The sequence below is a fragment of the Xenorhabdus bharatensis genome, from assembly GCF_037996705.1.
GTDB lineage: Bacteria > Pseudomonadota > Gammaproteobacteria > Enterobacterales > Enterobacteriaceae > Xenorhabdus > Xenorhabdus bharatensis.
This window is the reverse complement of sequence record NZ_JBBMXG010000005.1, coordinates 53,049-76,525: the sequence shown is the minus strand read 5'-3', so window position 1 is coordinate 76,525 and position 23,477 is coordinate 53,049. Positions and strand designations below refer to the sequence as shown.

At 43.0% G+C, this 23,477-nt stretch carries 20 protein-coding genes; 10 read left to right on the top strand and 10 right to left on the bottom strand.

Annotation, left to right across the window (positions count from 1 at the left end; all coding sequences use genetic code 11):
• Positions 1–318 precede the first annotated feature (318 nt).
• Entirely contained in the window at positions 319–558 is a 240-nt protein-coding gene (locus AAC855_RS06585) for a major outer membrane lipoprotein (RefSeq protein ID WP_340608817.1), read from the top strand.
• A gap of 82 nt (positions 559–640) precedes the next feature.
• Here AAC855_RS06585 and AAC855_RS06580 read toward each other — a convergent pair whose 3' ends face one another.
• The 3 genes from AAC855_RS06580 to ydiJ form a co-directional block, all read right to left on the bottom strand.
• Entirely contained in the window at positions 641–1,705 is a 1,065-nt protein-coding gene (locus tag AAC855_RS06580; RefSeq protein ID WP_340608816.1) for a L,D-transpeptidase family protein, read from the bottom strand.
• A gap of 116 nt (positions 1,706–1,821) precedes the next feature.
• A complete protein-coding gene (locus AAC855_RS06575) occupies positions 1,822–2,178 on the bottom strand; it encodes a hotdog fold thioesterase (RefSeq protein WP_340608941.1) in 357 nt (118 codons plus the stop codon).
• A gap of 71 nt (positions 2,179–2,249) precedes the next feature.
• On the bottom strand, positions 2,250–5,318 hold the full coding sequence (gene ydiJ / locus AAC855_RS06570) for a D-2-hydroxyglutarate dehydrogenase YdiJ (RefSeq protein WP_340608815.1): 3,069 nt from the start codon (positions 5,316–5,318) through the stop codon (positions 2,250–2,252).
• A 206-nt stretch (positions 5,319–5,524) separates the two neighbouring features.
• Between ydiJ and ydiK the strand changes: the two genes are divergently transcribed.
• Positions 5,525–6,592 (top strand): AI-2E family transporter YdiK, encoded by a 1,068-nt coding sequence (gene ydiK, locus AAC855_RS06565; RefSeq protein WP_340608814.1) that lies wholly within the window; start codon positions 5,525–5,527, stop codon positions 6,590–6,592.
• 503 nt (positions 6,593–7,095) lie between these two features.
• Here ydiK and ppsA read toward each other — a convergent pair.
• Entirely contained in the window at positions 7,096–9,474 is a 2,379-nt protein-coding gene (gene ppsA, locus AAC855_RS06560; RefSeq protein ID WP_340608813.1) for a phosphoenolpyruvate synthase, read from the bottom strand.
• Between the two features lie 235 nt (positions 9,475–9,709).
• On the opposite strand from ppsA, the gene ppsR reads away from it, so the two are divergent.
• The 7 genes from ppsR (at position 9,710) to AAC855_RS06525 (ending at position 17,938) form a co-directional block, all read left to right on the top strand.
• On the top strand, positions 9,710–10,573 hold the full coding sequence (gene ppsR / locus AAC855_RS06555) for a posphoenolpyruvate synthetase regulatory kinase/phosphorylase PpsR (RefSeq protein WP_340608812.1): 864 nt from the start codon (positions 9,710–9,712) through the stop codon (positions 10,571–10,573).
• A 160-nt stretch (positions 10,574–10,733) separates the two neighbouring features.
• A complete protein-coding gene (locus AAC855_RS06550) occupies positions 10,734–11,780 on the top strand; it encodes a 3-deoxy-7-phosphoheptulonate synthase (RefSeq protein WP_340608811.1) in 1,047 nt (348 codons plus the stop codon).
• A 373-nt stretch (positions 11,781–12,153) separates the two neighbouring features.
• Positions 12,154–14,199: a TonB-dependent hemoglobin/transferrin/lactoferrin family receptor gene (locus tag AAC855_RS06545; RefSeq protein WP_340608810.1), complete on the top strand. Its 2,046-nt coding sequence runs from the start codon at positions 12,154–12,156 to the stop codon at positions 14,197–14,199.
• Positions 14,200–14,254: 55 nt separating this feature from the next.
• Complete coding sequence (locus AAC855_RS06540; protein ID WP_340608809.1) at positions 14,255–15,328, top strand: hemin-degrading factor; 1,074 nt, start codon at positions 14,255–14,257, stop codon at positions 15,326–15,328.
• Positions 15,325–16,143 carry a heme/hemin ABC transporter substrate-binding protein gene (locus AAC855_RS06535; protein ID WP_340608808.1) on the top strand — a complete coding sequence of 273 codons (819 nt, stop codon included), beginning with the start codon at positions 15,325–15,327 and terminating at the stop codon, positions 16,141–16,143. The genes AAC855_RS06540 and AAC855_RS06535 overlap by 4 nt, the downstream gene beginning before the upstream one ends.
• Positions 16,140–17,141 (top strand): FecCD family ABC transporter permease, encoded by a 1,002-nt coding sequence (locus AAC855_RS06530; protein WP_340608807.1) that lies wholly within the window; start codon positions 16,140–16,142, stop codon positions 17,139–17,141. The genes AAC855_RS06535 and AAC855_RS06530 overlap by 4 nt, the downstream gene beginning before the upstream one ends.
• On the top strand, positions 17,141–17,938 hold the full coding sequence (locus AAC855_RS06525) for a heme ABC transporter ATP-binding protein (protein WP_340608806.1): 798 nt from the start codon (positions 17,141–17,143) through the stop codon (positions 17,936–17,938). Before AAC855_RS06530 ends, AAC855_RS06525 begins: the two co-directional genes overlap by 1 nt.
• An 86-nt stretch (positions 17,939–18,024) precedes the next feature.
• Here AAC855_RS06525 and AAC855_RS06520 read toward each other — a convergent pair whose 3' ends face one another.
• Positions 18,025–18,642, bottom strand: a complete 618-nt coding sequence (locus AAC855_RS06520) for a hypothetical protein (protein ID WP_340608805.1) — start codon at positions 18,640–18,642, stop codon at positions 18,025–18,027.
• A gap of 409 nt (positions 18,643–19,051) precedes the next feature.
• Here AAC855_RS06520 and AAC855_RS06515 point away from each other — a divergent pair, with 409 nt between their 5' ends.
• The gene (locus AAC855_RS06515; RefSeq protein ID WP_340608804.1) at positions 19,052–19,417 is read left to right on the top strand and encodes a helix-turn-helix domain-containing protein; all 366 of its coding nucleotides are present in this window, start codon (positions 19,052–19,054) and stop codon (positions 19,415–19,417) included.
• Between the two features lie 77 nt (positions 19,418–19,494).
• Here AAC855_RS06515 and AAC855_RS06510 read toward each other — a convergent pair whose 3' ends face one another.
• The 5 genes from AAC855_RS06510 to arnT form a co-directional block, all read right to left on the bottom strand.
• Positions 19,495–20,511 carry a lipoate--protein ligase gene (locus AAC855_RS06510; RefSeq protein WP_340608803.1) on the bottom strand — a complete coding sequence of 339 codons (1,017 nt, stop codon included), beginning with the start codon at positions 20,509–20,511 and terminating at the stop codon, positions 19,495–19,497.
• Between the two features lie 77 nt (positions 20,512–20,588).
• On the bottom strand, positions 20,589–21,074 hold the full coding sequence (locus tag AAC855_RS06505; protein ID WP_340608802.1) for a C40 family peptidase: 486 nt from the start codon (positions 21,072–21,074) through the stop codon (positions 20,589–20,591).
• The gene (gene arnF, locus AAC855_RS06500; RefSeq protein ID WP_340608801.1) at positions 21,074–21,469 is read right to left on the bottom strand and encodes a 4-amino-4-deoxy-L-arabinose-phosphoundecaprenol flippase subunit ArnF; all 396 of its coding nucleotides are present in this window, start codon (positions 21,467–21,469) and stop codon (positions 21,074–21,076) included. Before arnF ends, AAC855_RS06505 begins: the two co-directional genes overlap by 1 nt.
• Positions 21,466–21,813, bottom strand: coding sequence for a 4-amino-4-deoxy-L-arabinose-phosphoundecaprenol flippase subunit ArnE (arnE, locus tag AAC855_RS06495; RefSeq protein WP_340608940.1), 348 nt, complete (start codon positions 21,811–21,813; stop codon positions 21,466–21,468). Before arnE ends, arnF begins: the two co-directional genes overlap by 4 nt.
• Positions 21,813–23,474: a lipid IV(A) 4-amino-4-deoxy-L-arabinosyltransferase gene (arnT, locus tag AAC855_RS06490; protein ID WP_340608800.1), complete on the bottom strand. Its 1,662-nt coding sequence runs from the start codon at positions 23,472–23,474 to the stop codon at positions 21,813–21,815. Before arnT ends, arnE begins: the two co-directional genes overlap by 1 nt.
• Positions 23,475–23,477: the final 3 nt, after the last annotated feature.

The window sequence follows — 23,477 nt, the reverse complement described above, 5'->3', positions numbered from 1 at the left end:
GCATTTTACTCACTTAACCTACGGATTCTGGCAGAGAAAAATGTGTCAAAATAACAAAATAGGCAATGGGATATTGTTGGTTTATTACATCAGTACAGTGAAAAACTGGAAGATACATCACGTAATGTTTGAGATTTTTCTGATTTAATTATTCCTCTCATTACCGTTTTATTGTAGTTATCTAAAAATTATTAACTTATTTTAGAGCGAAAAACAGTAGAATTTGTTTATCAGGACAAAATTTATTCTCTTTCTAAAAAAGTTTGTGTAATAATTAGATAGCTACTTGAAGATTAACTTAATCTAGAGGGTATTGTGATGAATCGTACTAAAATTGTACTTGGCGCAGTAATTCTCGCTTCTACGATGTTAGCAGGTTGTACAAGCACGGCTAAAAAAGTTGACCAGCTTTCTTCTCAGGTTCAAACTTTGGGTTCCAAAGTTGACCAACTGAGCAACGAAGTTGGCTCAATGCGTTCTGATGTACAAACAGCTAAAGACGAAGCGGCTCGTGCTAACCAACGTCTTGACAACCAAGTTCGTTCCTACAAAAAATAAATTTGTAGCATCTTCAAGAATGGCGTACTTAGTAAGTACGCCATTCTTTATATATATATCTTGGATTATCCTACAACTTAGGTCAGGACTTAGTCTGGTAGACTGGTGTGGGCTGATTCAACGGAGGCAGTTTAACGGGTTGAACGTTCAGAGTTTCATCTTCATTCTCCTCCACTAACTGTGATATCTCTTTTTCCCTTTGGTTGGATAAAGCCCCTCTCTCATTTACCGCTATTGGCATTCCAGAACGACGAATAATTTCCTGATCGACCAAGACAACATTTGTTCCCTTGTTTCCAATAAATTTTAATAACCCTTCCGTGCGTTTAATTGGCATAGTCTGAGGATCATCCGCTTCTGTTTTTGACAAAGGTTGATGAACTTCAACATAGCGTTTTCCATCCGGCTCTACTGCATATTTGATCGGTTCATTAATAATCTGAACACGAGTTCCTCTAGGGACACTGTTAAAAAGTGCTTTAATGTCATCAGGACGTAAACGTATACAACCCGAGCTAACACGCATACCAATACCAAAATTGGCATTAGTGCCATGTATCAGATATTCCCCACGCCCGGCTGACAGACGCAAAGCAAAATCACCCATTGGGTTATCTGGCCCGGCGGGTATTACAGCAGGCAGGATAATCCCTCGGCTCGCATAATCCCGGCGAATATTTGTAGTAGGCGTCCATGTGGGATGTTTAATAAGCTGGCTGACTGAGGTTGTCATTGTTGGTGTATTGCGCCCAAGCTGCCCGATGCCGATGGGATACACAATGACACTATCTTTCCCTTTCGGATAATAATAGAGCCTCATTTCAGCCAGATTAATAACAATACCCTGACGGGGAGTATTGGGAAGCAACATCTGTGATGGGATGACCAGCTTGGTTCCGGGTTTAGGTAAATACGGATCAACACCAGGATTGGCTTCTAACATCGCCAACAGACCTATTTGGTATTTAGCGGCAATGGCTTCCAGCGGAAGTCCATCATGAGGTACGATATAGATGGAATTCTCACCAATCAGGCTACTGTTAGCAGGTGGTAGCGGGTATTCCACCGCATAAGCCATATTAGCTATCCCGCAGAACGACAACATGCCGATCAAGAAAGTACTGATAAAAGTCAAAAATCGCTTCATACACACTTCCTCAATGATATTTGAATGCCAGTGGTTAATTAATAGCCTCATATAAGGCTATTTTACCCCCCTTTGCCACAATAAAAACTAAGCAAACTGCTTTTATATACCAAATATTAGGACAATATCGCTGTAGTCAAACGAGATGTGCAACATAATTGTTGCTGTTCATTGTAAATATCAATCTGCCAGACCTGATGAGAACGACCAAGATGGATTGCTTTACAGACTCCTTTAACTATACCATCACGCACAGCTTTAATATGATTCGCATTAATTTCTACACCGACAACTTTCTGTTCACCTTCTGAGCAAAGATAGCCAGCGAGTGAACCCAGTGATTCTGCCAACACCACAGATGCCCCACCATGCAAAATCCCGAATGGCTGTTTAGTTCGTTGATCAACCGGCATCGTACCTTCAATGAAATCATCACCAAGCTGGGTTATTTCTATTCCAACATATCCCAGCATACAATTATGAGTTAACTGATTTAGCATGCTGACATCTGCGCTACGTTTCCAAATTTGTTGTTTCTGAATCACTAAACTATCTCCAATAAAGCTTGTAATGGGTGTTTAAGTACTTTTCCTTCTATGCGCTTCACCTGACTACGGCATGAATAACCGGTGCTGAGGCAATGATCTAAAACAAGGCTGTTCAATGCCGGTGCCCATGACAGACGGTAAATACCAAGCGAGTTTTCGAGATTCTTTTTTTCATGACCATACGTCCCAGCCATACCACAACACCCCACGTTGATGCTGTTTAAATTGCCACCAAAATGGTGAAAGATGTCACTCCACTGTTTACCGCTGTTAGGTAACGCCGTCATTTCTGTACAGTGCCCAAACAAATACCAGTCATGGCTGGATGTTACATCGTCACGTTTTTCTGCTGGGATAATTTCTGGCAATATATTAACCAACCATTCATGAACTAATTGGACATTAAAATTACCCCGATGTTCACCGAGAATATCTTTGTATTCATCCCGATAACACAAAACTAAGGCAGGATCGACACCCACCATCGGAATATCCAATTGTGCTGCCCGATTCAGAAAATCAGCCGTTTTCCGGGCTGTATTGGCAAATTTATTTAAAAAACCTTTGACGTGTTGCGCTTTTCCATTCGGAGAAAACGGCAACAACACGGGTTGATATCCCAACTTCTCGACCAGTCGCACGAAATCAGTGACTACTTTTGCATCGTGGTAACTGGTAAAAGGATCCTGAACAATAAGCACATGCTGTTTACGCTGAGATGGGGATAAGGTTTCAAGCTGTTCCAGTGTCGTTCCCACCGCATAATGCCCTGCCAACTGTTGCTGTAATGTCGGATAGGAAAGCTGAGGCAAATCAGCCATACCAATGGTATGCAGACTGAGTTTTTGTACCCATGGCTGCCGCAGGAAAAAATTAAATACGCGGGGGGCTTTTGCCATTAATGGAGTGCTATCTTCAACATTAGCAACAATGTGATCACGCAACGGACGTAAGTAGCGGCTGTGGTACAAAGCCAGAAAGCGGGCACGAAATGATGGCACATCAATTTTAATCGGGCATTGTGTCGAACAGGCCTTACAGGCCAGACACCCTGACATCGCTTCTTTTACTTCATGTGAAAAATCATACTCTCCCCGCCATGCCTGCCAACTATAACGTGTTTTTTCAATCAGACCACGCAGGCTAGGGCGCGACTGGTCAAGCCCATGTTCCAATAACTCAGGTTTAACACCCTGCTCCGTCAAAAGCCGCAGCCATTCCCTGACAAGAGTGGCCCTACCTTTAGGTGAATGAACCCGATGCTGGCTGATTTTCATTGAAGGGCACATCGGGCTTTTAACGTCAAAATTAAAGCATAGGCCATTGCCATTACACTCCATTGCTCCACGGAATGTGCTTCTGACATTAACGGGGATCGTTCTGTCAAAAGTGCCTCGCTTGGCCGCGTCAACCTTCATCATAGGAGCATCAATACCCATCGGAGGACAGATTTTTCCCGGATTCAGCCTGTTAAGCGGATCAAATGCGGCTTTAATCCGACGCAATTCATCGTACAAGGTTTCACCAAAGAAAGCGGGGCTATATTCTGCCCGGAAGCCTTTTCCGTGTTCTCCCCATAACAATCCACCATATTTGGCTGTCAGATTGACTATTTCATCGGAAATCTGCTTCATTAGCATTTCCTGCTGAGGATCGCACATATCCAGTGCAGGCCGCACATGTAAAACACCTGCATCCACATGGCCGAACATACCATAATTAAGCTGGTGACTATCCAGAAGCTGACGGAATTCAGCGATATAATCAGCAAGGTGCTGAGGAGGAACACACGTGTCTTCCACAAATGGAATGGGTTTAGCGACACCTTTACTATTACCAAGTAAACCAACCGATTTTTTCCGCATCGCATAAATGCGTTCAATATCATCTAAATGGTGGCAAGTCTGGTAACCGATTATCCCGGCCTGATTGTTCGCCATCAATTCATCAAGGCGCTGGCAGAGCATACTAACCTGTTGATCAATTTGCTGTTCATCATTACCACTGAATTCAACTATATTCAGCCCTTGCATATCCTTATCAGGCACATCAGTAATCAGCTCTTTTACTGAGTGCCAGATGATATCTTCCCGTGCAAGGTTGAGAACTTTAGAATCCACGGTTTCAACAGAAAGTGCCTTAGCTTCAACCATGAATGGTGCATTACGCAGAGCTGAGTCAAAAGAATTATATTTTACATTTACAAGCCGCCTGACTTTTGGCAATGGCGTAATATCCAACGTTGCTTCGGTAATAAAAGCCAGAGTACCTTCAGAACCCGTTAAGATACGTGTCAGGTCAAAAGATTGCAGATCATCGCTATAGACATGGCGTAAATCATATCCTGTCAAAAACCGATTAAGTTTTGGGAACTTTTCAATAATTAATTCCCGTTGTTCACGACAGCGTTCGAGGACTGTTTTATAGATATGTCCGACAGTTGAATTTTCTTTCGCAATCGATTCCGCCAATGTTGTATTCATTGGACGGGTATCAAACATTTCCCCACCCAGTAAAACAGCCCGGACACCAAGTACATGATCTGACGTTTTTCCATACACCAGCGAACCCTGACCAGATGCATCGGTATTGATCATTCCACCCAATGTAGCCCGGTTACTGGTTGATAATTCAGGAGAAAAAAAATAACCGAAAGGCTTTAGATATTGATTGAGCTGATCTTTGATCACTCCGGCTTCAACTTTAACCCACCCTTGCTCCGGGTTAATTTCCAGAATTCTTTTCATATAACGGGACATATCCACAACAATACCATTGTTGAGTGCCTGCCCATTCGTACCCGTTCCACCTCCCCGGGGGGTAAATGTCAGCGAGTGGAAGCGCTCCTCTCCCGCAACTCTTGCCAACAGGGCAACATCAGCCGTTGAGCGGGGAAAGATAACCGCTTGTGGTAGCAACTGATAAATACTATTATCTGTCGCCATAGTGAGTCGATCAGCGTAATTGCTGGCAGTATCGCCCGTAAAACCGGCTTCCTTCAGTACAGTCAAATATTCCTTTACCAGTTCACTGACTCGGGGGGCTTGTGGTATACGTGGGATCATTGGCTCATTGCCCCTTTTCTAATAATTGTCCACATTGCTATAGTTATATACTACCTTCATTGTCGGGTTCAGACAGGGATCTGAACAGGCAGGCTTTTAACAATATCACAATATTTGCCAGTTTTGAGCAACATGTGAAATAACGTTATATTTATTTACCATTGTGGATCCCAACAGTATTTTTAATCGCCGAGAGAAATCATTTCATGGAAAAATCGCAACCACATCAGGATTTACCCAAGCTGCTATTTGTACTGTTCTTCATTTTACTGCTCTTCACGACCAGCTTTTGGGTTTTAAGTCCATTTATTTTAGGTTTCATCTGGTCAGGAATGGTGGTTATTGCAACTTGGCCGCTAATGGAAAAAATACAGCGACGTTTATGGGGAAAACGTTGGATAGCTGTTTCCATCATGACGTTATTACTCATTTTATTATTTGTTATTCCCATTGCATTATTGGTCAGCAACCTGCTGGAAAATAGCGCACCCCTGATTGAATGGGCAAAATCTCCATCCAATATGCACCTGCCTCAATTGGAGTGGCTAAATAAAATTCCGGTCGTCGGTCAGGATTTATATATTAAATGGCAAAACATCATCTCTGAGGGCAGTAATATGCTCATGGCTAAAATTCCGCCTTATATCGGAAAAACAGCCACATGGTTTTTTGCTCAGGCTGCCAATGCTGGCCGGTTCTTATTCCACCTGACCTTAATGGTACTGTTCAGTGTTCTACTTTACTGGAAAGGTGAACACGTTATGCAGGGAATTCGCCATTTCGCTATCCGACTGGCAGGCAAACGGGGCGATGCGGTTGTTGTACTGGCTGCCCGTTCTATCCGTGCTGTTGCCCTTGGTGTCGTTGTGACGGCTCTTGTACAGGCTATAGCAGGCGGTATTGGATTAGCAATTGCAGGGATCCCCTATGCTATGGTTCTGACCGTTTTGATGTTTGTTCTCTGTGTTGCACAGTTGGGACCTCTGTTAGTTCTTATTCCGTCTATTATCTGGCTTTACTGGACAGGCGAAACAACTCTGGGAACTATTTTAGTGGTCTGGAGTTTAATTCTGGTCACTATGGATGGTGTTCTTCGGCCTTTCCTTATTCGCTTGGGTGCCGATTTACCTATGGTTTTAATCCTTACTGGCGTCATTGGCGGCATACTTTCTCTGGGTGTGATTGGTTTATTTATCGGGCCGGTTGTACTGGCCGTTTCTTACAGCCTATTGCTGGCATGGATGGATGAAGTGCCAAAACCCGAAATTAAATAGAAGTCACTGAGCTGTATTTTAAAAAAGCTCATGTGCAATAATAAAACACAAAGCGCGGAAATTATTTTTCCGCGCAATTATTATTGAAGTAAATGTACTATCTGGTGTCTATAAAGAATACACATTTATTCCATCAGTAAATAATCTCAAAAAATTTGTTACGAGAAAGTTGCTTTTTTAATTTGTTTTTCCAATTCCGATTTATTAAGAGAATTCTTAATGAATTAACGGATTTATTAAATTAGTATTCATTTCATCGAAACTATGTTTCCCATGAATAGCTGTCTTAGTTTGTAAACGCCACAAACTGAGATGTGTGAAGTAATATATATTGCTGTGTGTAGTCTTTGCCTGTCAGCCCATGATAGGCTTTTTTTTTGGGAAAAATTCCCGTCGGAATGATATAAAATACCACTCGCATTAAAAAAGATCGTGTTATAAACAAAAAAGCCTGAAAATATTTTTAACAGGCTTTTTGAATTCATGGCTGAATTAGGTGGTTATTAATTATTTCCTGCTAAAGAAACCCAGGTTTTCACCACCGTATCAGGATTTAATGATAAGCTGTCAATTCCTTCTTTCATTAACCACTCGGCAAAATCCTCGTGATCTGAAGGCCCCTGACCGCAAATACCAACATATTTACCCTGACGCTTGGCCGCCTGAATAGCCATAGAAAGTAGTTGTTTCACCGCATCATTACGCTCATCGAATAACTCAGAGACAACACCTGAATCGCGATCCAAGCCTAATGCCAATTGAGTCATATCATTTGAGCCGATAGAGAAACCATCAAAATATGCCAAAAATTGTTCCGCTAATAACGCATTTGATGGAATTTCACACATCATAATGACTTTTAGCCCATTTTCACCACGCTTCAAGCCCTGTGATGCCAACTCTGATACAACAGCTTCCGCCTGCGCCACAGTGCGTACAAATGGGATCATGACTTCAATATTTGTTAATCCCATAACATTACGTACCCGTTTGACAGCCTCACATTCCAGAGCAAAACACTGGCGGAAACTGTCAGAGACATAACGACCAGCACCACGGAAACCAAGCATCGGGTTTTCTTCATGTGGTTCGTATAACTCGCCGCCCACCAGATTCGCGTATTCATTCGATTTGAAATCAGACAACCGTACAATAACGCGTTTAGGCCAGAATGCAGCGGCCAGCGTTGCAATACCTTCAGTCAGGCGTCCGACATAAAATTCAACCGGATCATCATAACCTGTCATTAGGGATTTAATCTGTGCCTGTAATTCAGGAGATTGCTCAGAAAACTCAAGCAATGCGCGAGGATGAACGCCAATCATGCGGTTTATGATGAATTCCAGACGCGCCAGCCCCACGCCTTCATTGGGCAGGCAGGCAAAATCGAATGCACGATCCGGATTACCAACATTCATCATGATCTTAACATCCAATTCTGGCAGCTCATCAACCTGCGAACTTTGGATACTGAAATCCAGTTTATTCCGGTAAACAAAGCCCGTATCCCCTTCTGCGCAAGAGACCGTAACCAGCTCGCCTTCTTTCAGGCGTTCTGTTGCATCACCGCAACCCACAACCGCAGGAATACCCAGTTCACGGGCAATGATGGCAGCATGGCAGGTGCGACCACCACGATTGGTAACAATCGCTGCCGCTTTTTTCATGATTGGTTCCCAATCCGGGTCAGTCATGTCTGTCACCAAAACATCACCGACCTGAATGCGATCCATTTCACTGAGATTGTGAATAACCTTAACTGTCCCAATACCGATTTTGTGCCCGATTGAACGGCCTTCCACCAGCACACTGCCCTGTTCATTAAGCTGATAGCGTTCCATCACCTGCTGATTAGAACGGACTGTTTCAGGGCGCGCCTGTACAATATACAGCCGGCCATTATGCCCATCTTTCGCCCATTCAATATCCATCGGGCGACCATAATGTTTTTCAATCAGCAGTGCCTGCTTTGCCAGTTCTTCGACTTCATTATCAGCAAGAGAAAAGCGGTTACGCAATGCTTCAGGAACATCTTCTGTCCGAACCTGCTGACCGTGTTCTTTACTGTCTGCATAGACCATACGTATTTTTTTGGAGCCCAGATTACGTCGGACTATCGCTGGACGATTATTTTTTAATGTTGGTTTATGCACATAAAATTCATCAGGATTGACCGCGCCCTGCACAACCATCTCACCTAAACCATAGGCAGATGTAATAAACACAACCTGATCAAAACCCGACTCAGTATCAATCGTAAACATGACACCGGATGATGCCAAATCAGAGCGTACCATCCGCTGTACACCCGCTGACAACGCCACTCCACGGTGGTCATAGCCCTGATGGACACGGTAGGAAATAGCGCGATCATTAAAGAGGGATGCGAAGACATGTTTAATGGCAACCATCACCGCATCAATACCCTGTACATTCAGGAAAGTTTCCTGTTGCCCGGCAAAAGAGGCATCCGGCATGTCTTCGGCCGTTGCGGAGGAACGGACAGCGAAAGAAGCATCAGGTTCACCTTCAGACAGTTGCAAATAAGCTTCCCGGATATCTTTTTCCAGTTGTGCTGTAAATGGCGTATCAATCACCCACTGACGGATTTGTGCACCAGCCTTAGCTAATTGATTGACGTCATCAACATCTATTTCATCCAATAATTGATAAATGCGCTGATTAACACCACTTTGTTCCAAAAAATCATTAAATGCCTGTGCTGTTGTAGCAAAACCATTGGGAACAGAGACACCAAGGTCGGCCAGATTGGTGATCATCTCACCAAGCGAGGCGTTTTTACCACCGACCCGATTAACATCATTCATGCCTAGTTGGTTATACCAAAGTACATTACATGGGGTGAGGCCATTATTGGACATTGAAACTATCCTTTTTACATTCGGAGGTACAAATCGGAAAATTAATGCTGCTCTTTACAGCAGGAAATAGCCTAGCACAATGTATTGCTATATATGGAAAGGTGAATCGATCAACCCAGCAATATTATTTTTTTACAGGTATAATCCAAAACGCTATCTGTAGTTGTCATTTGCAATAAAAACGATTCAGCTAATATTCTATATATCCATCTACCCAATAATAAAAGAAAATACAATGATAGAAATCCCACTCCCGCAGAATCAGAAAAATGAACCACTGGAACGTTGTGTCTTTTTCATCTCCGACGGCACAGCAATTACAGCAGAAGTTCTCGGCCATGCTGTATTATCTCAATTCCCGATTACGATGACGTCTTATACTTTACCCTTTGTCACCAGCAAAATAAGAGCCGAAGAAATCAAAAACCAGATAAATAATCTTTATCAGGCAACCAATATCAGACCACTGGTTTTTTATTCCATAATTTCCAGTGAAGTTAAAAATATTATTACCAGCAGTGATGGATTTTGTCTGGATATTGTCCAGACTCTCGTCGCACCATTGCAGCAGGAAATCGGGCTGGAACCAAAACCTGAGTTACACCGTACACACGGTTTATCTAAAAAAAACCTGAGTCAGTATGATGCCCGCATTGCAGCCATTGATTATGCTCTGGCACACGATGATGGCATTTCACTGCGTAATCTCGATCAGGCGCAGGTGATTATTCTGGGCGTTTCACGCTGTGGGAAAACACCCACCAGCCTTTACCTTGCCATGCAATTCGGCATTCAGGCGGCAAATTACCCCTTCACTGCTGATGATATGGATAACCTACAACTTCCTGCCGGACTCAAGCCGTTCCAGCACAAACTGTTCGGCCTGACGATAAATCCCGAAAGGCTGGCCGCTATCCGTGAGGAACGGAGAGAAAACAGCCGTTACGCCTCTTTACGACAATGCCGGATCGAACTTGCTGAAGTTGAAGCACTATTTCGTAAAAATAAGATTAATTACTTAAATACCACTAATTATTCTGTCGAAGAGATTTCAGCCAAGATTATCGACAGTATGGGGCTGAAACGGCGTATGTTCTGATCCAGAGAATCAACATAATTCAGGCATCATTACGATTTCATACACAAGCGTTTCGCTGAAATTGACGTTAATGTTTTGTTGAATTTATCGGAGGCTGAGTTATTGTAATTTCCATCACACCAGATTACGCCTCAAAATGAAGTAGAATTCGAGAAAGTATATGTACAAAACAGATGAGCTACGAACCCGCTCTATTGATAAGCTGATAACACCTAAAATCCTTTCTGAACAGTATCCGATATCAGAAAAAATACGCCAAAATGTGACGCTGTCACGCAAACGAATTGAAGCTATTCTCACCGGTGACGATCAACGTTTATTGGTTATTATTGGTCCTTGCTCCATCCACGATATTGATGCTGCCCTTGATTATGCGTCACGCCTGCAAGTATTGCGTGAAAAATATCAGCATAGTCTGGAAATCGTAATGAGAACCTATTTCGAGAAACCACGGACTGTTGTCGGCTGGAAAGGACTCATTTCAGACCCTATGCTGGACGGTTCCTGTCAGGTCAATAAAGGGATATCACTTGCACGTCATTTATTAATTAATATCAATGAATTGGGAATGCCCACAGCGACAGAATTTCTGGATATGGTGACCGGGCAGTATATTGCTGATCTAATTAGCTGGGGCGCTATTGGTGCAAGAACAACAGAAAGCCAAATCCATCGGGAAATGGCTTCCGCCCTTTCGTGCCCTGTCGGATTTAAAAACGGTACTGACGGCAATATCCACATTGCGATTGATGCCATACGCTCAGCAAGTGCCAGACATATGTTTCTGTCACCGGATAAAGACGGGCAGATGACAATTTACCAGACCAGCGGAAATCCCTACGGGCACGTTATCATGCGTGGCGGAAAAAAGCCTAATTACTACGCTGAAGATATTACCGCAACCTGTCAGAAACTGCGTGAATTCCGCTTACCGGAAAGGTTAATCATTGATTGCAGCCACAGTAACTGTCAGAAAATTCATCGTCGGCAACTGGATATCGCCAGAGATATCAGCCAGCAGATTAATTCTGGCTCAACAGCCATCGCTGGTGTTATGGCGGAAAGTTTTTTAGTTGAAGGTTCCCAAAAAATTATGTTGGGAGAGCCGCTGACCTATGGACAATCGATTACTGACCCATGTCTTAGCTGGCAGGATACAGAAGAATTCCTTCGTATTCTGGCCGAAGCAGCTAAAAACCGTTGCTGAGAATACCTCTTCTGTAGTATCTATTTCTGGCTTCTGTGCATAATGGAAGCCATATCCCGTTACAACGCACTTAGATTACCCATTCTTCCTTATATAAAAAAATAGCTTGAAGTTAATCATCATAGAAACGATAATTATTCTCAATATTAGAATAATTATTGTTCATATTGGCTATGAAAACACTAACTGACTACCTGTGCTACCACATTACCCCTTTGCAACAGCAGATCCTTTTGGCCTTACATCGTGGTTCAACCTTAAACGAAATCTTATTTTGACTTAATCATAATCCTGAAAATAAGACATATTCATGTCATGGGATTACAACCACTCGTATGTTTTAAAACACCGTTAAATCATGGAGATAACCTGCATGTCCCGGATTCAGCTACCAAACCTGAAATTGTCTGCATTAAGTATTGTTATTTTAACAGGATTGTCTTCTGCTCACGCAGCCACGATTCCGACTCCAACTGAAAAGAAAGATGCGGCAGAAAAAAGTAAGCATAAAGACACGATAACGGTTTATGCCACAGGCAATCAGCGTGATAGTTTTGAAGCACCAATGATGGTCACAGTTGTTGAAGGGAATTCAGCCAGCAGCAAAGTTGCAGGTAATGCTAACGATTTGCTGCGTAAGATCCCCGGGATTAATGCCGCTGATTACGGGCGCGCTAACGGGCAGGATATCAATCTGCGTGGTTACTCTCAAAAAGGGGTTTTAATGCTGGTTGACGGTGTTCGTCAGGGAACTGATACCGGGCATATTAATGGTGTTTTTCTCGATCCGGCGCTGATTAAACAGGTTGAAATCGTTCGTGGCCCATCCGCCCTGCTCTACGGTAGTGGTGCATTAGGTGGTGTAATTGCCTATCAGACCGTTGATGCCGCAGATCTCTTGCAGGACGGGCAAAATAGCGGTTTTCGTGTTTTCAGCCGTGCAGGAACAGGAGATCACAGCTGGGGGCTTGGCGCTGCTGCCTTTGGTAAGACCGATAATCTTGATGGTCTGTTTACTTTCAGTACCCGCGATGTTGGCAATATTCGCTATGGCGGGGGTGTAAAAGGCCGAAACGATGAAAATATCGGCAATGTGATGGCCAAAGGCACATGGAAAATTGATGATATCCAGTCAATTGGTGGTGAGTTGCGTTATTACCACAACAAAGCTCATGAACCGAAAGATCCACAGGATATTAATGGCCATAGTAAAAACGTCTGGGCTGATCGCACAACAGCACAGCGTGATATGCAGCTGACTTATAAATTGAATCCGTCGAGCTATAATTGGCTGGATCTGAGAAATGATATTTATTATTCCGATGTAGCCATCAATACCAAAACGAAAGAGAAAGGCTTTGAAGGCCGCAGACAAGAAACTTTCGGTATAAAACTGGAAAACCGCTCTCATTTGAATGCGATTCATTTTGCTGCACACCAATTTACTTATGGTACTGAAGTTTATAAACAAAAACAAAAACCAAGCCGTGATAATCTCAATGGCTTTCCGAAAGCAGATATCCGTTTCGCATCCGGCTGGGTACAGGATGAAATAACTATTCGTGATCTGCCTGTTTCAGTTGTCGTTGGTACACGCTATGACAATTACAAGGCATCAAACGATAACAAAAACAATAAATATAAAGACATCAGTGCCGACAAATGGTCATCAAAAGGCGCTATCAGCATTACTCCTACAGACTGGTCGATGCTGTTTGCTTCCTATTCTCAGGCATTCCGTTCTCCGACCATGGGAGAAATGTATAACGACGCTGAGCATTTCCCAGGAAACTACTGGAAACCCAATCCCAATCTGCGCCCTGAAAGTAATGAAACTCAGGAATATGGGTTTGGATTACGTTTTGATGATTTATTAACTTCAAACGATGGGCTGAAATTTAAAGCCAGCTATTTTGATACCAAAGCAAAAGATTATATCGATACTTTCGTAGAAACCAGAAAAGGTTTTTTTACAACCTCTGCGAATATTCCTAATGCCAAAATCTGGGGTTGGGATGTTTCAATGAATTATGGCACTGACTGGTTTTCATGGGATCTGGCTTATAACCGCACCACAGGTAAAGATGAGCAAACAGGTAAATCTATTGAAGCTCTAAGCCCTGACACTGTAACCAGCACATTAGATATCCCTCTTTCTGATACCGGCGTATCTATTGGCTGGGTAGGTAAATTCGCTAACCAAACTAATTTCAAAGATAAAAATGGGAAGAAAAATGCTTCCCAACAATCAGGCTACGGTGTCAATGATTTCTATATCAGCTACCACGGCGAAAACCAGCTAAAAGGTGTCACAACTTCTGTCGTGCTCGGCAACGCTTTCGATAAGCAATATTACTCAACATTGGGAGCTCCACAGAGCGGCCGTAATGCCAAACTGTTCATCAGCTACCAATGGTAAATAATAAAAGTACTATTTTTAAACTATACCCCATTTTTTTAAGGAGCTAGCAACTGTGAATCAGTCACTTTATGAACGTTACCAACAGGCAAAAGCAGATAATAAAGCCAAATATGCACGCGATCTGGCGGCTTATCTTAATGTCAGTGAAGGAGAATTACTGCACAGTCGTGTCGGTATCGACGCGAAACGTCTGAACGTTGATGCTCCTACGCTGCTGAAAGAACTGGCAACTGTTGGTGAAACCAAAGCCATTACCCGTAATGACTTCGCAGTTCATGAGCAGGTTGGTCGTTACGAAAATACCCAGTTCAGCGAACATGTTGGCTTGATCCTCAATCCACGTGAACTTGATTTGCGTGTATTTTTCGATCACTGGAGCAGTGTTTTCTCTCTGGTAGAACCAGCGAAGAACGGTCTGCGTCACAGCGTTCAGTTCTTTGATCGTCAGGGTGATGCGTTGCACAAAGTGTACACCACCTCTAATACAGATATGGCTGCATGGGAAGCACTGATTGAAAAATACCAGACAGAAGAAAACCCTGCTCTGGAAGTTCAACCAGCAAAAGCCCCTGAATATGCAGAAATGACTGAACAGCTGAAAGTGCAGTTGGATGAAGAATGGCGTGCAATGACTGACGTTCACCAGTTCTTCATTATGATGAGCCGTCATAATCTGAACCGTCAGCAAATCTTCAATGCTGTCAAAGATGATCTGGCTTATCGTGTAGATAACTCTGCTTTGACTCAGATCCTTGAAGTTGCACACAAAGATCAAAATGAAATTATGATCTTCGTCGGCAACCGCGGTTGTATCCAGATTTTTACTGGTAAACTGGAGCGCTTGATGCCTTATCAGGAAGAAAACTCTTCCCAGAAGTGGGCTAACATTTTTAATCGCAATTTCACATTGCATCTGATTGAAAGTGCTATCGCTGAAAGCTGGATCACACGTAAGCCAACAACAGATGGTTTCGTCACCAGCCTTGAGTTGTTTGATGCTGAAGGTAACCAAATCGCCCAATTGTATGGTCAGCGTACTGAAGGTACTCCTGAGCAGGCACAATGGCGTGATCAGGTTGCCGCTCTGCCTAAACTGCAACCAGAAAAGGAAAATTGTGTAGCATGAAAAAGTGGCTTCTAACATTTATGCTTACCATCTCTGCCAGTGCGTTCTCTGCTGAACGTATTGTCACAATCGGTGGTGATGTGTCTGAAATTGTTTTTGCACTGGGTGAAGGGCAGCATGTCGTTGCCAGAGACAGTACCAGCAAAAATCCTCAGGAAATACTTTCAATTCCTGATGTGGGATATATGCGCATGCTGAGCTCAGAAGGCGTTCTGTCTATGCGACCATCACTGGTGATCGCAAGCGAACTGGCTCAACCGTCTCTGGCACTCAAGCAAATCGAAGATTCCGGTGTAAAAGTCATTAAAGTGACAAGCAAAGCCTCGTTAGAAGCCGTTCCTGAAAAAATTAAGACCGTCGCTGAGGCGGTCAGACAGGAAAAACGTGGTGAAGAGCTGATCACTCAATACCAGCAGCAGCTGGCTACAATCACCACGTCAGAGATCCCAACAAAAGTCATGTTTGTCATGAGCCACGGCGGGATCATGCCAATGGCTGCCGGTCAGAAAACAGCGGCAGACCAGATTATTCACGCCATTGGTGCTCAAAATGCGATGCAGGGATTCAATGGATACCGTCCTCTGTCTCAGGAAGGTGTTATCGCCAGCCAGCCTGACTTGCTGCTGATCAGTACCGATGGACTGAAGACTTTGGGTGGAATGGATAAACTGTGGCAGCTTCCGGGGTTGAGTTTCACGCCCGCTGGCAAGAAAAAACAGGTCGTGGTTGTGGATGAAATGGGCCTGCTCGGATTCGGTATCGAGACACCCGCTGTCATGAAAAAAGTCCGTGAGGCTGCGGAGAAAGTGCAATGAGTCGTTCTCAATCCCCCAGCCTTGGCTTGATGTTACTGACTGTATTGCTGTTTATTCTGGCAATCAGCTCAGCCAACATGGGGGCATTGCCTCTTTCTTTTAAAACGCTGTGGGAGTCCTCTTTGGAGGACCCACACTGGCAGATCTGGTTGAATATTCGCCTTCCGCGCATTTTGCTGGCTATTCTGGTTGGAAGTGCGCTCGCTATGTCTGGTGCGGTCATGCAAGGGCTGTTCCGCAATCCTCTCGCAGACTCAGGCCTATTAGGGATCAGCAGTGGTGCAGCGCTGACGGTGGCATTAACTATTGTTGTGCCTCTTTCCTTACCTGCAGGTATCGCATTATACGCCCATATCATTGCTGCTTTTATCGGCAGTTTACTGGTTTCATTCCTGATTTTTTCGCTCAATAAATACAACCACGGCAATATGTCAAAATTGCTGCTTGCCGGTATCGCCATCAATACCCTGTGCGCATCGTTTATCGGTGTATTGAGCTATATCAGTGATGATCAGCAATTACGGCAATTCACCATTTGGATGATGGGTTCATTAAACCAGATTGAATGGCCCACACTGATTATTGCCGCTTCTATTATTATCCCTGTTTGCCTGCTGACACTCAGTCAGTCACGAAAACTGAATCTCCTTCAGTTAGGAGACGAAGAAGCACACTATTTAGGCATTAATGTTCAACGGACTAAGTTTCAGTTATTACTGCTGAGCGCCCTACTGATTGGCTGTGCTGTGGCATTGAGCGGTGTTATCGGTTTTATCGGCCTTGTTATTCCCCATCTTATCCGGTTGCGCTTTGGTGGCGACCACTCGTGGTTACTGCCAATATCCGCATTGGGTGGAGCATGTCTGTTATTAACTGCGGATACATTAGCCAGAACGCTGGTTGCTCCCGCCGAAATGCCGGTCGGCCTGATCACCGGTTTAATCGGTGCGCCTTACTTTTTATGGTTGATTCTTAAACCATCAGGAGGCCGCTTATAATGGAACCAATAATAATGCAAAAAAGTTTGCTCGAAGCTAAAAATCTGAACTATTTCATCGGGCAACGTCAAATTATCAAGGATGTATCTCTTTCTCTTAATCAGGGGGAAGTTGTTGCAATTATTGGGCCTAACGGCGCAGGTAAATCTACCCTGTTACGGCTGTTAACAGGTTATGTTTCGCCAGCCAGTGGTGAGTGCCTGTTACAGGGCACTTCCCTTGTTGATTGGGAACCGCAAAAACTCGCTCGTATTCGCGCAGTCATGCGGCAATATAGTTCGCTTTCCTTTCCTTTTAGTGTTGAAGAAATTATTGCGATGGGGCGTGTTCCTCATGAAAGCACACATAACAAAATGGCTATCAATGAAGCGATCGCATTGACCGAATGTGAAGAGCTGAAACATCGTAATTACCAACAGCTATCCGGAGGAGAACAGCAACGGGTTCAATTGGCCAGAACATTGGCTCAGCTCTGGCACCCAGAGCCTACAGGATCTTGCTTGTTTTTGGATGAGCCAACATCAGCACTGGATCTTTACCACCAGCAGCATACATTACGGCTTGTCCATAACCTCACCCGACAGCGCCCTCTGGCTGTCTGTTGTGTATTGCATGATCTGAATCTGGCTGCACTCTACGCAGATAAAATTCTCCTGTTACATAAAGGAGAATTAGTCGCCTCAGGTACACCACAAGAGGTTCTGCGTGATGATATTCTTAAACAATGGTATCGGGCTGATTTAGGCGTTATGCAACACCCTGAAACTCACCAGCCACAGATTTATCTCCGTCAGTAGTCTATTCCCTTCCTTGAGGCAACTTTTGCAAATATCAGCAAAAATTGCCTCAATAAACATATCAGGCCTGCAATATCAGAGAAGAACTACTTCATGTCCCGTAGCCGTTGCTGACGTGCCGATGGCAGATACCAGAATGTCGCTATCAGGCATAAAGCATAACCCAACATTTCACAGCCTTCTTCCACCATATTTTTCACTGCTCGATTAAAATGCTCATCCATCAGTTCTTGCCAGAGTGCCCCCATACCAAACAAGCGGGAAAATACCAGTACGCATAGCAGCCCGCAAGCCATCATTGAATAACTCTGATGACGGGTAAAATGTACAAGCCCAACAAGAGTTTTAGAACCCTGCGTGACAGCGTAACTGATACAAAGCAGAGCCAAAGGAATTGCAAGCCACGCCCATGCTCCGTGGAAAATAACATCAAAATAAACATCCAGCTCTCTGATTAACAGGCTGCTAAAAAAGCCAGCTATCAAAATAAGCGATGGCCGTAATGTCGAATTTCTCTTTGCTTCATAAAACAGCAGGATTGCGATTATAATTAAAGCAATTTCCTGAAAAATTTCTGTCAATGACTCTTCCTGTACATTGTTATGTAAATAATTAATATCCAAAAATAACAATCCAGTTGTTCCCGCTATCACCAATGCATATAAAATAAAAAACATCAATTTTTTGGCTAAAAAGACAAACATGCTAAATATCCATCAAGAAAAACAATAAATTCAAAACAAAACCGCAAAAAAAATCACATACCCCTATATACAACTAAAAATCATCAGTAATGAGTGCAGAAGCTGATTTTATCTGGTTCGGAAATATATTTTATACTTTCCATGCCCTTAAATCCCTTTCAGACAGCCTCAGATAAAGGAATCGCCTCTATTTTGTGCTATATGAAAAATAGTGCTATGTGAAAACTAAGAAGCTAAATACCCGGGAAATCACTGAGATTTAAATATAATTAATATTTATTAATTTAAGATCGCACATTTTGCGTATACGCTATAAAATATATTATTAAAATGAGCCATTCCAATAATATTAATTATCATTTGTATATCACTATTTTTTAGCACAAGCCCACATTAGTGGGAGGTATATATGTTAGAAAATGTTATCAACGATATTGTTAAATGGTTAGAAAACCAGCTTCAACTGACTGAAGGTATTAAAATAGATGCCATTGCCCATAAAAGTGGTTATTCAAAATGGCATTTACAACGCATTTTTAAGGAATTGAAAGGCTGCACGTTAGGTCAGTATGTACGCCGCCGCCGCCTTCATGAAGCCGCCAAGTCGTTACACGAGGTTGATTTACCGATTCTGGATATTGCGCTGCAATATGGTTTCAGTTCTCAGGCTACATTTACACGGATCTTTAAAAAGCACTTTAATACTACACCCGCTAAGTTCCGAGAAAACGGCAAATTACCTGAGTTAAAAACCTTCTTATTTTGCGAAGAGTAATTCATAGTAATTATCATTCTTTATGGTCAACTTCCCTGTTGTTGACCTCTTTCAGGACTAATTCCGCCAGTTATTTTCTATTTCAGTTCATTCACCAGCCAATCTGAAAATTGCTGTAACTCTGTATCCAGCAAGGGATATTGTATTCTGATAGCTTGAATTATCTGCCCGACAACTTCTGGCTGATATAACACACCTGTCAGTTTTTCTGCCAGTACTTCAAAGGGTGTGGGTTCCAGACTGTCAGTGAAAATTTGGCAACGATTGATAATTCCATGTTCAATATCAACATGCAACTCAATGCCTCCCCAAGAAAACCGAGTATCCAGCGTATGACTGAATGCGGGTGCCTGCCCGAAGTTCCATTCCCAGCTACTTTGCTTCTCAAAAACATCAACAAAGCCGGGTAAATCGGGTAGTGCTTGCGGTGAAATAATTTCCGGCTCTACCACTTCACCAAAATACTCAAAAAACGCATCGGTGATCCCCGCACATACTTTTTCATGGGTGATGTCTGGTAACAAATCCGACAAGTTTGCCACTCTGGAACGAACAGAAGTAATACCTTTGGCCTGTAATTTTTTAGGGTCGGGGTTGAGATAATCAGCAAGACGGTTCAAATCTGCATTAATGAGTAATGTACCATGATGAAATCCGCGATCTTTAGTTTCCCGATATGCAGAGCCTGAAATTTTACGCTCTCCTTCCGGAGATGATAAAACCAGATCGTTACGGCCAGAAACCATCGCATGAATACCGGATTTTTTTAGTCCATCTAAAATAATCTGAGTAGAAATCTCTTTGTTATAAGCTGGCTTACCGGCCATAAAGGTAAAACAGGTATTCCCCAAATCATGAAAAACCGCACCACCACCGCTACTACGCCGGGCTAGTTTTACATCATCCTGTTCCATGCGCCGCGTATTACATTCTTTCCACGGATTTTGCGCACGCCCTATGACAACTGTATTGGCATTGCGCCATAGGAATAAAACACTCTGATCCGGTGGCATTTGCCGGAAAATACATTCTTCAACAGCGAGATTAAACCAGGGATCATAAGAATCAGACAACAGCAATCGCAATGTAGACATTATTTGTCTCCGGACAAAGAAAAACAATGTCTTAGGATATCATAACGCCCCGATTAAATGGGTGATTCAGGTCGGTGTCATATTCTGCGGGCTTGCCAAAAAACACGCTGCCAATAAACATTGTCAAGAGAGGAACGCATAACACCGTTGCTGGCAGAGGCATGAATAAATTCATTATTAATGTCATAAATTCCCACATGTAACCCATTAGCACCACTGCCGGTTTTGAAAAATACCAGATCACCCGGCATCAAATCTTTTTTGTTGATCCGGGTTCCCAGCTGAGTTTGCTGATTTGTTGTCCGTGGAAGAAGGATATTAAAGCGATCATGAAAAGTACGATAAACGAAACCTGAGCAATCCACACCCCGCTGATCCATACCTCCGTAGCGGTAAGGTGTTCCCTGCCATTGTTCAAGCTGCTCTTTTAATTTTGCAATAACCATAATCGGGTCAGACAGAGCTGCCCGTGATGGTGGTAGATTCGATTGCGAAACAGGGTTAGAACAACCAATAAGTAACAGACTCAGTAGCAGGCACAAATGCCTGATTTTTATTAACATCAATCAGCCCTCCTGCTTTCTGGCCTGCTGATAAACCAAACACCGAATAGAATTAACAAAATGCCTATCGTTTTTAATGGCGAGGTATTTTCATTAAACCAAGGTAATAATACCGCCATTAAATAAACAAAAATATAACTCAGGCTTAATAGTGGATACGCTTTATTCAATGGCAGATATTTCAAAGTAAAAAACCAACAGAACATAGATAATGCGTAACTGATCAGCCCCGCCATCACCATCAGTAAAGGATTACGATTCAGCCACAACCAGTCTATATTGAGCCAATGTAGCAATAAGGATAGCTCAGGTAACCGAGCCATTCCCCACTTCAAAAATAGCTGCGCGACCGTAACCAGTAAAACATTCGCTACTCCCCAAAAATATCCTTTCATTGATTCAGGCTCATTAACAGGATCCCCGACATAATGGCTAAAACACCGATCCAGTGTTTTAACCCCGCTTTCTCCTTATACAGAAATTGCCCAATCAATGTTATTACCACAAAATTAATGCTCAACATCGGATAGGCAATGCTGAGCGGTAAAAACTGCAATAATCGCAGCCAGAATATCATTCCGGCTGCCAAAAGAAGCATAGCAGCCGCTAGCCATGCCACCACAAGAGACATTTTATAGGGGGCCTTTTTTCCCCAGCAGATAACCGCTTGTTTCTGACAAATCTGCCCTGCACAGGTTAATAAACTAACGAGTATCAATAATCCTGTACTGCTGTTCATCATAGTTGCTTCTTATAAATAACAAGAACAAAACGGGATTTTCGCTGTATAAGATCCGGTTTGGGTAATTCAGGAAGTTTCCCTTTGGACGATAATAAAAAAACAACAGCAACCTGACCATCTTTCCGTGCGCTAGCCAGCCAAGCAGGAAATTGTTCTAGTGTTATATATCGGTTTTGACTATCCGGATAACCCAATCCATACGCCAGTTCACCCTTGTTTTGGAATAAATAGATATCATTACGCTTTAATTCCCACGCCAGCGCCGCCCCTACTCCAACAGATGCCGATAAGATATATTTACTTTCTACTAATTCTTTTTCGTTTTGTCGGATGAAATCCTGTGGCAGTTTAGAATTAATCGTTTTATCAGGCAAAGCACTGCCTATTGATAGACTAAGCATAATTGAACAAGCTGCGGCCCATTGCCAGTGCTTGCCATTATGTCTGAAACATAAATACCCGACGATACCCCAGACAGCAAATGTCAGAATCCCCAATCCCCATTTATGTAATTCATTAGACTGATAAAGAGGGTTCTTAGGAAATATTTCCAAAAATACCAGTGTCAGTATTGCAAGCAGACCAATGAAAACATTGACTAATCCATTAAATTTCAATGCCTTTATTTTTCCATTCCTCATACTATCAACAGCGTATTTTGCCATCATCAAAGCTAAAGGCCCCATACACGGCAGAATATAGGTCAGTAACTTTCCTCTCGATATACTGAAAAATATCAAAGGAATACAGAACCAGCATAAGAGAAAAAACATTTCAGGATGATTTTTCTTCGCTTTCCAACCGGTAAATAATGTACCGGGTAATAACCCTAACCACGGAATGACACCCAAAATCACTATCGGCAGATAAAACCAGAATGGTGAGGCATGTTGTGCATTCTCGGAAGCAAAACGCTGTATATGTTCTATCCAGAAAAAGTAATGCCAATAATCAGGCTCTCGAACAGCTACCGCAATCACCCATGGCAGGCTAATCAAAACTGCGCCGATAATGGCAATCGGGCCAAAACGGAGCATCTCCAGAAAGCGTTTCTGGTATATCGTGACTGGTATCATCGAGATAACCGGCAGAACCAATGCCAGAAAGCCTTTTGTCATAAAAGCCATGCCACAGGTTATACCCAGCACAAGCCAAGCAAAAACCCGCTCTCGTGTGCTACTGGCTTTCAGTGCCCAAAAACAGCAGACAATCCCTGCCGTGACCCACAATGAAAACATGGGATCGAGAACACTATAAGTCCCGACAGAAAACACAATAAACATGGAGATGTAAATCAGGCAGGAGATAAATGCTGTCTGACGGCACTGCCACATCATCATGGCCAATCGATAAAGAAGAAATGCACTGAGCATAATGCTGAATACTGAGCCAAAACGCACGGCAAAATTGCTATCGCCAAAAATCCACTGACTAATGCTATTTATCCAATAGCCCGCTACTGGTTTTTCAAAATAACGGATATCCAGAAAATAGGGCACGACCCAATCGCCACGCTGTAACATATCCCGGCTAATTTCAGCATATCGTGTTTCATCTGGTTGCCATAAAAGACGTCCATTCAAAGGGATCAAGTAAGTAAAGATAAAAAAAAGAGCCATTAAAACGGCTCCAGCTCTACTCATTCGAACATTCGACATATT

What these genes read in the sequence shown, in the direction of transcription:
- AAC855_RS06585 (WP_340608817.1), top strand. Translation starts at nt 319, where the DNA reads ATGAATCGTACTAAAATTGTACTTGGCGCAGTAATTCTCGCTTCTACG.
- AAC855_RS06580 (WP_340608816.1), bottom strand. Translation starts at nt 1,705, where the DNA reads ATGAAGCGATTTTTGACTTTTATCAGTACTTTCTTGATCGGCATGTTG.
- AAC855_RS06575 (WP_340608941.1), bottom strand. Translation starts at nt 2,178, where the DNA reads ATGCTGGGATATGTTGGAATAGAAATAACCCAGCTTGGTGATGATTTC.
- ydiJ (WP_340608815.1), bottom strand. Translation starts at nt 5,318, where the DNA reads ATGATCCCACGTATACCACAAGCCCCCCGAGTCAGTGAACTGGTAAAG.
- ydiK (WP_340608814.1), top strand. Translation starts at nt 5,525, where the DNA reads ATGGAAAAATCGCAACCACATCAGGATTTACCCAAGCTGCTATTTGTA.
- ppsA (WP_340608813.1), bottom strand. Translation starts at nt 9,474, where the DNA reads ATGTCCAATAATGGCCTCACCCCATGTAATGTACTTTGGTATAACCAA.
- ppsR (WP_340608812.1), top strand. Translation starts at nt 9,710, where the DNA reads ATGATAGAAATCCCACTCCCGCAGAATCAGAAAAATGAACCACTGGAA.
- AAC855_RS06550 (WP_340608811.1), top strand. Translation starts at nt 10,734, where the DNA reads ATGTACAAAACAGATGAGCTACGAACCCGCTCTATTGATAAGCTGATA.
- AAC855_RS06545 (WP_340608810.1), top strand. Translation starts at nt 12,154, where the DNA reads ATGTCCCGGATTCAGCTACCAAACCTGAAATTGTCTGCATTAAGTATT.
- AAC855_RS06535 (WP_340608808.1), top strand. Translation starts at nt 15,325, where the DNA reads ATGAAAAAGTGGCTTCTAACATTTATGCTTACCATCTCTGCCAGTGCG.
- AAC855_RS06530 (WP_340608807.1), top strand. Translation starts at nt 16,140, where the DNA reads ATGAGTCGTTCTCAATCCCCCAGCCTTGGCTTGATGTTACTGACTGTA.
- AAC855_RS06525 (WP_340608806.1), top strand. Translation starts at nt 17,141, where the DNA reads ATGGAACCAATAATAATGCAAAAAAGTTTGCTCGAAGCTAAAAATCTG.
- AAC855_RS06520 (WP_340608805.1), bottom strand. Translation starts at nt 18,642, where the DNA reads ATGTTTGTCTTTTTAGCCAAAAAATTGATGTTTTTTATTTTATATGCA.
- AAC855_RS06515 (WP_340608804.1), top strand. Translation starts at nt 19,052, where the DNA reads ATGTTAGAAAATGTTATCAACGATATTGTTAAATGGTTAGAAAACCAG.
- AAC855_RS06510 (WP_340608803.1), bottom strand. Translation starts at nt 20,511, where the DNA reads ATGTCTACATTGCGATTGCTGTTGTCTGATTCTTATGATCCCTGGTTT.
- AAC855_RS06505 (WP_340608802.1), bottom strand. Translation starts at nt 21,074, where the DNA reads ATGTTAATAAAAATCAGGCATTTGTGCCTGCTACTGAGTCTGTTACTT.
- arnF (WP_340608801.1), bottom strand. Translation starts at nt 21,469, where the DNA reads ATGAAAGGATATTTTTGGGGAGTAGCGAATGTTTTACTGGTTACGGTC.
- arnE (WP_340608940.1), bottom strand. Translation starts at nt 21,813, where the DNA reads ATGAACAGCAGTACAGGATTATTGATACTCGTTAGTTTATTAACCTGT.
- arnT (WP_340608800.1), bottom strand. Translation starts at nt 23,474, where the DNA reads ATGTCGAATGTTCGAATGAGTAGAGCTGGAGCCGTTTTAATGGCTCTT.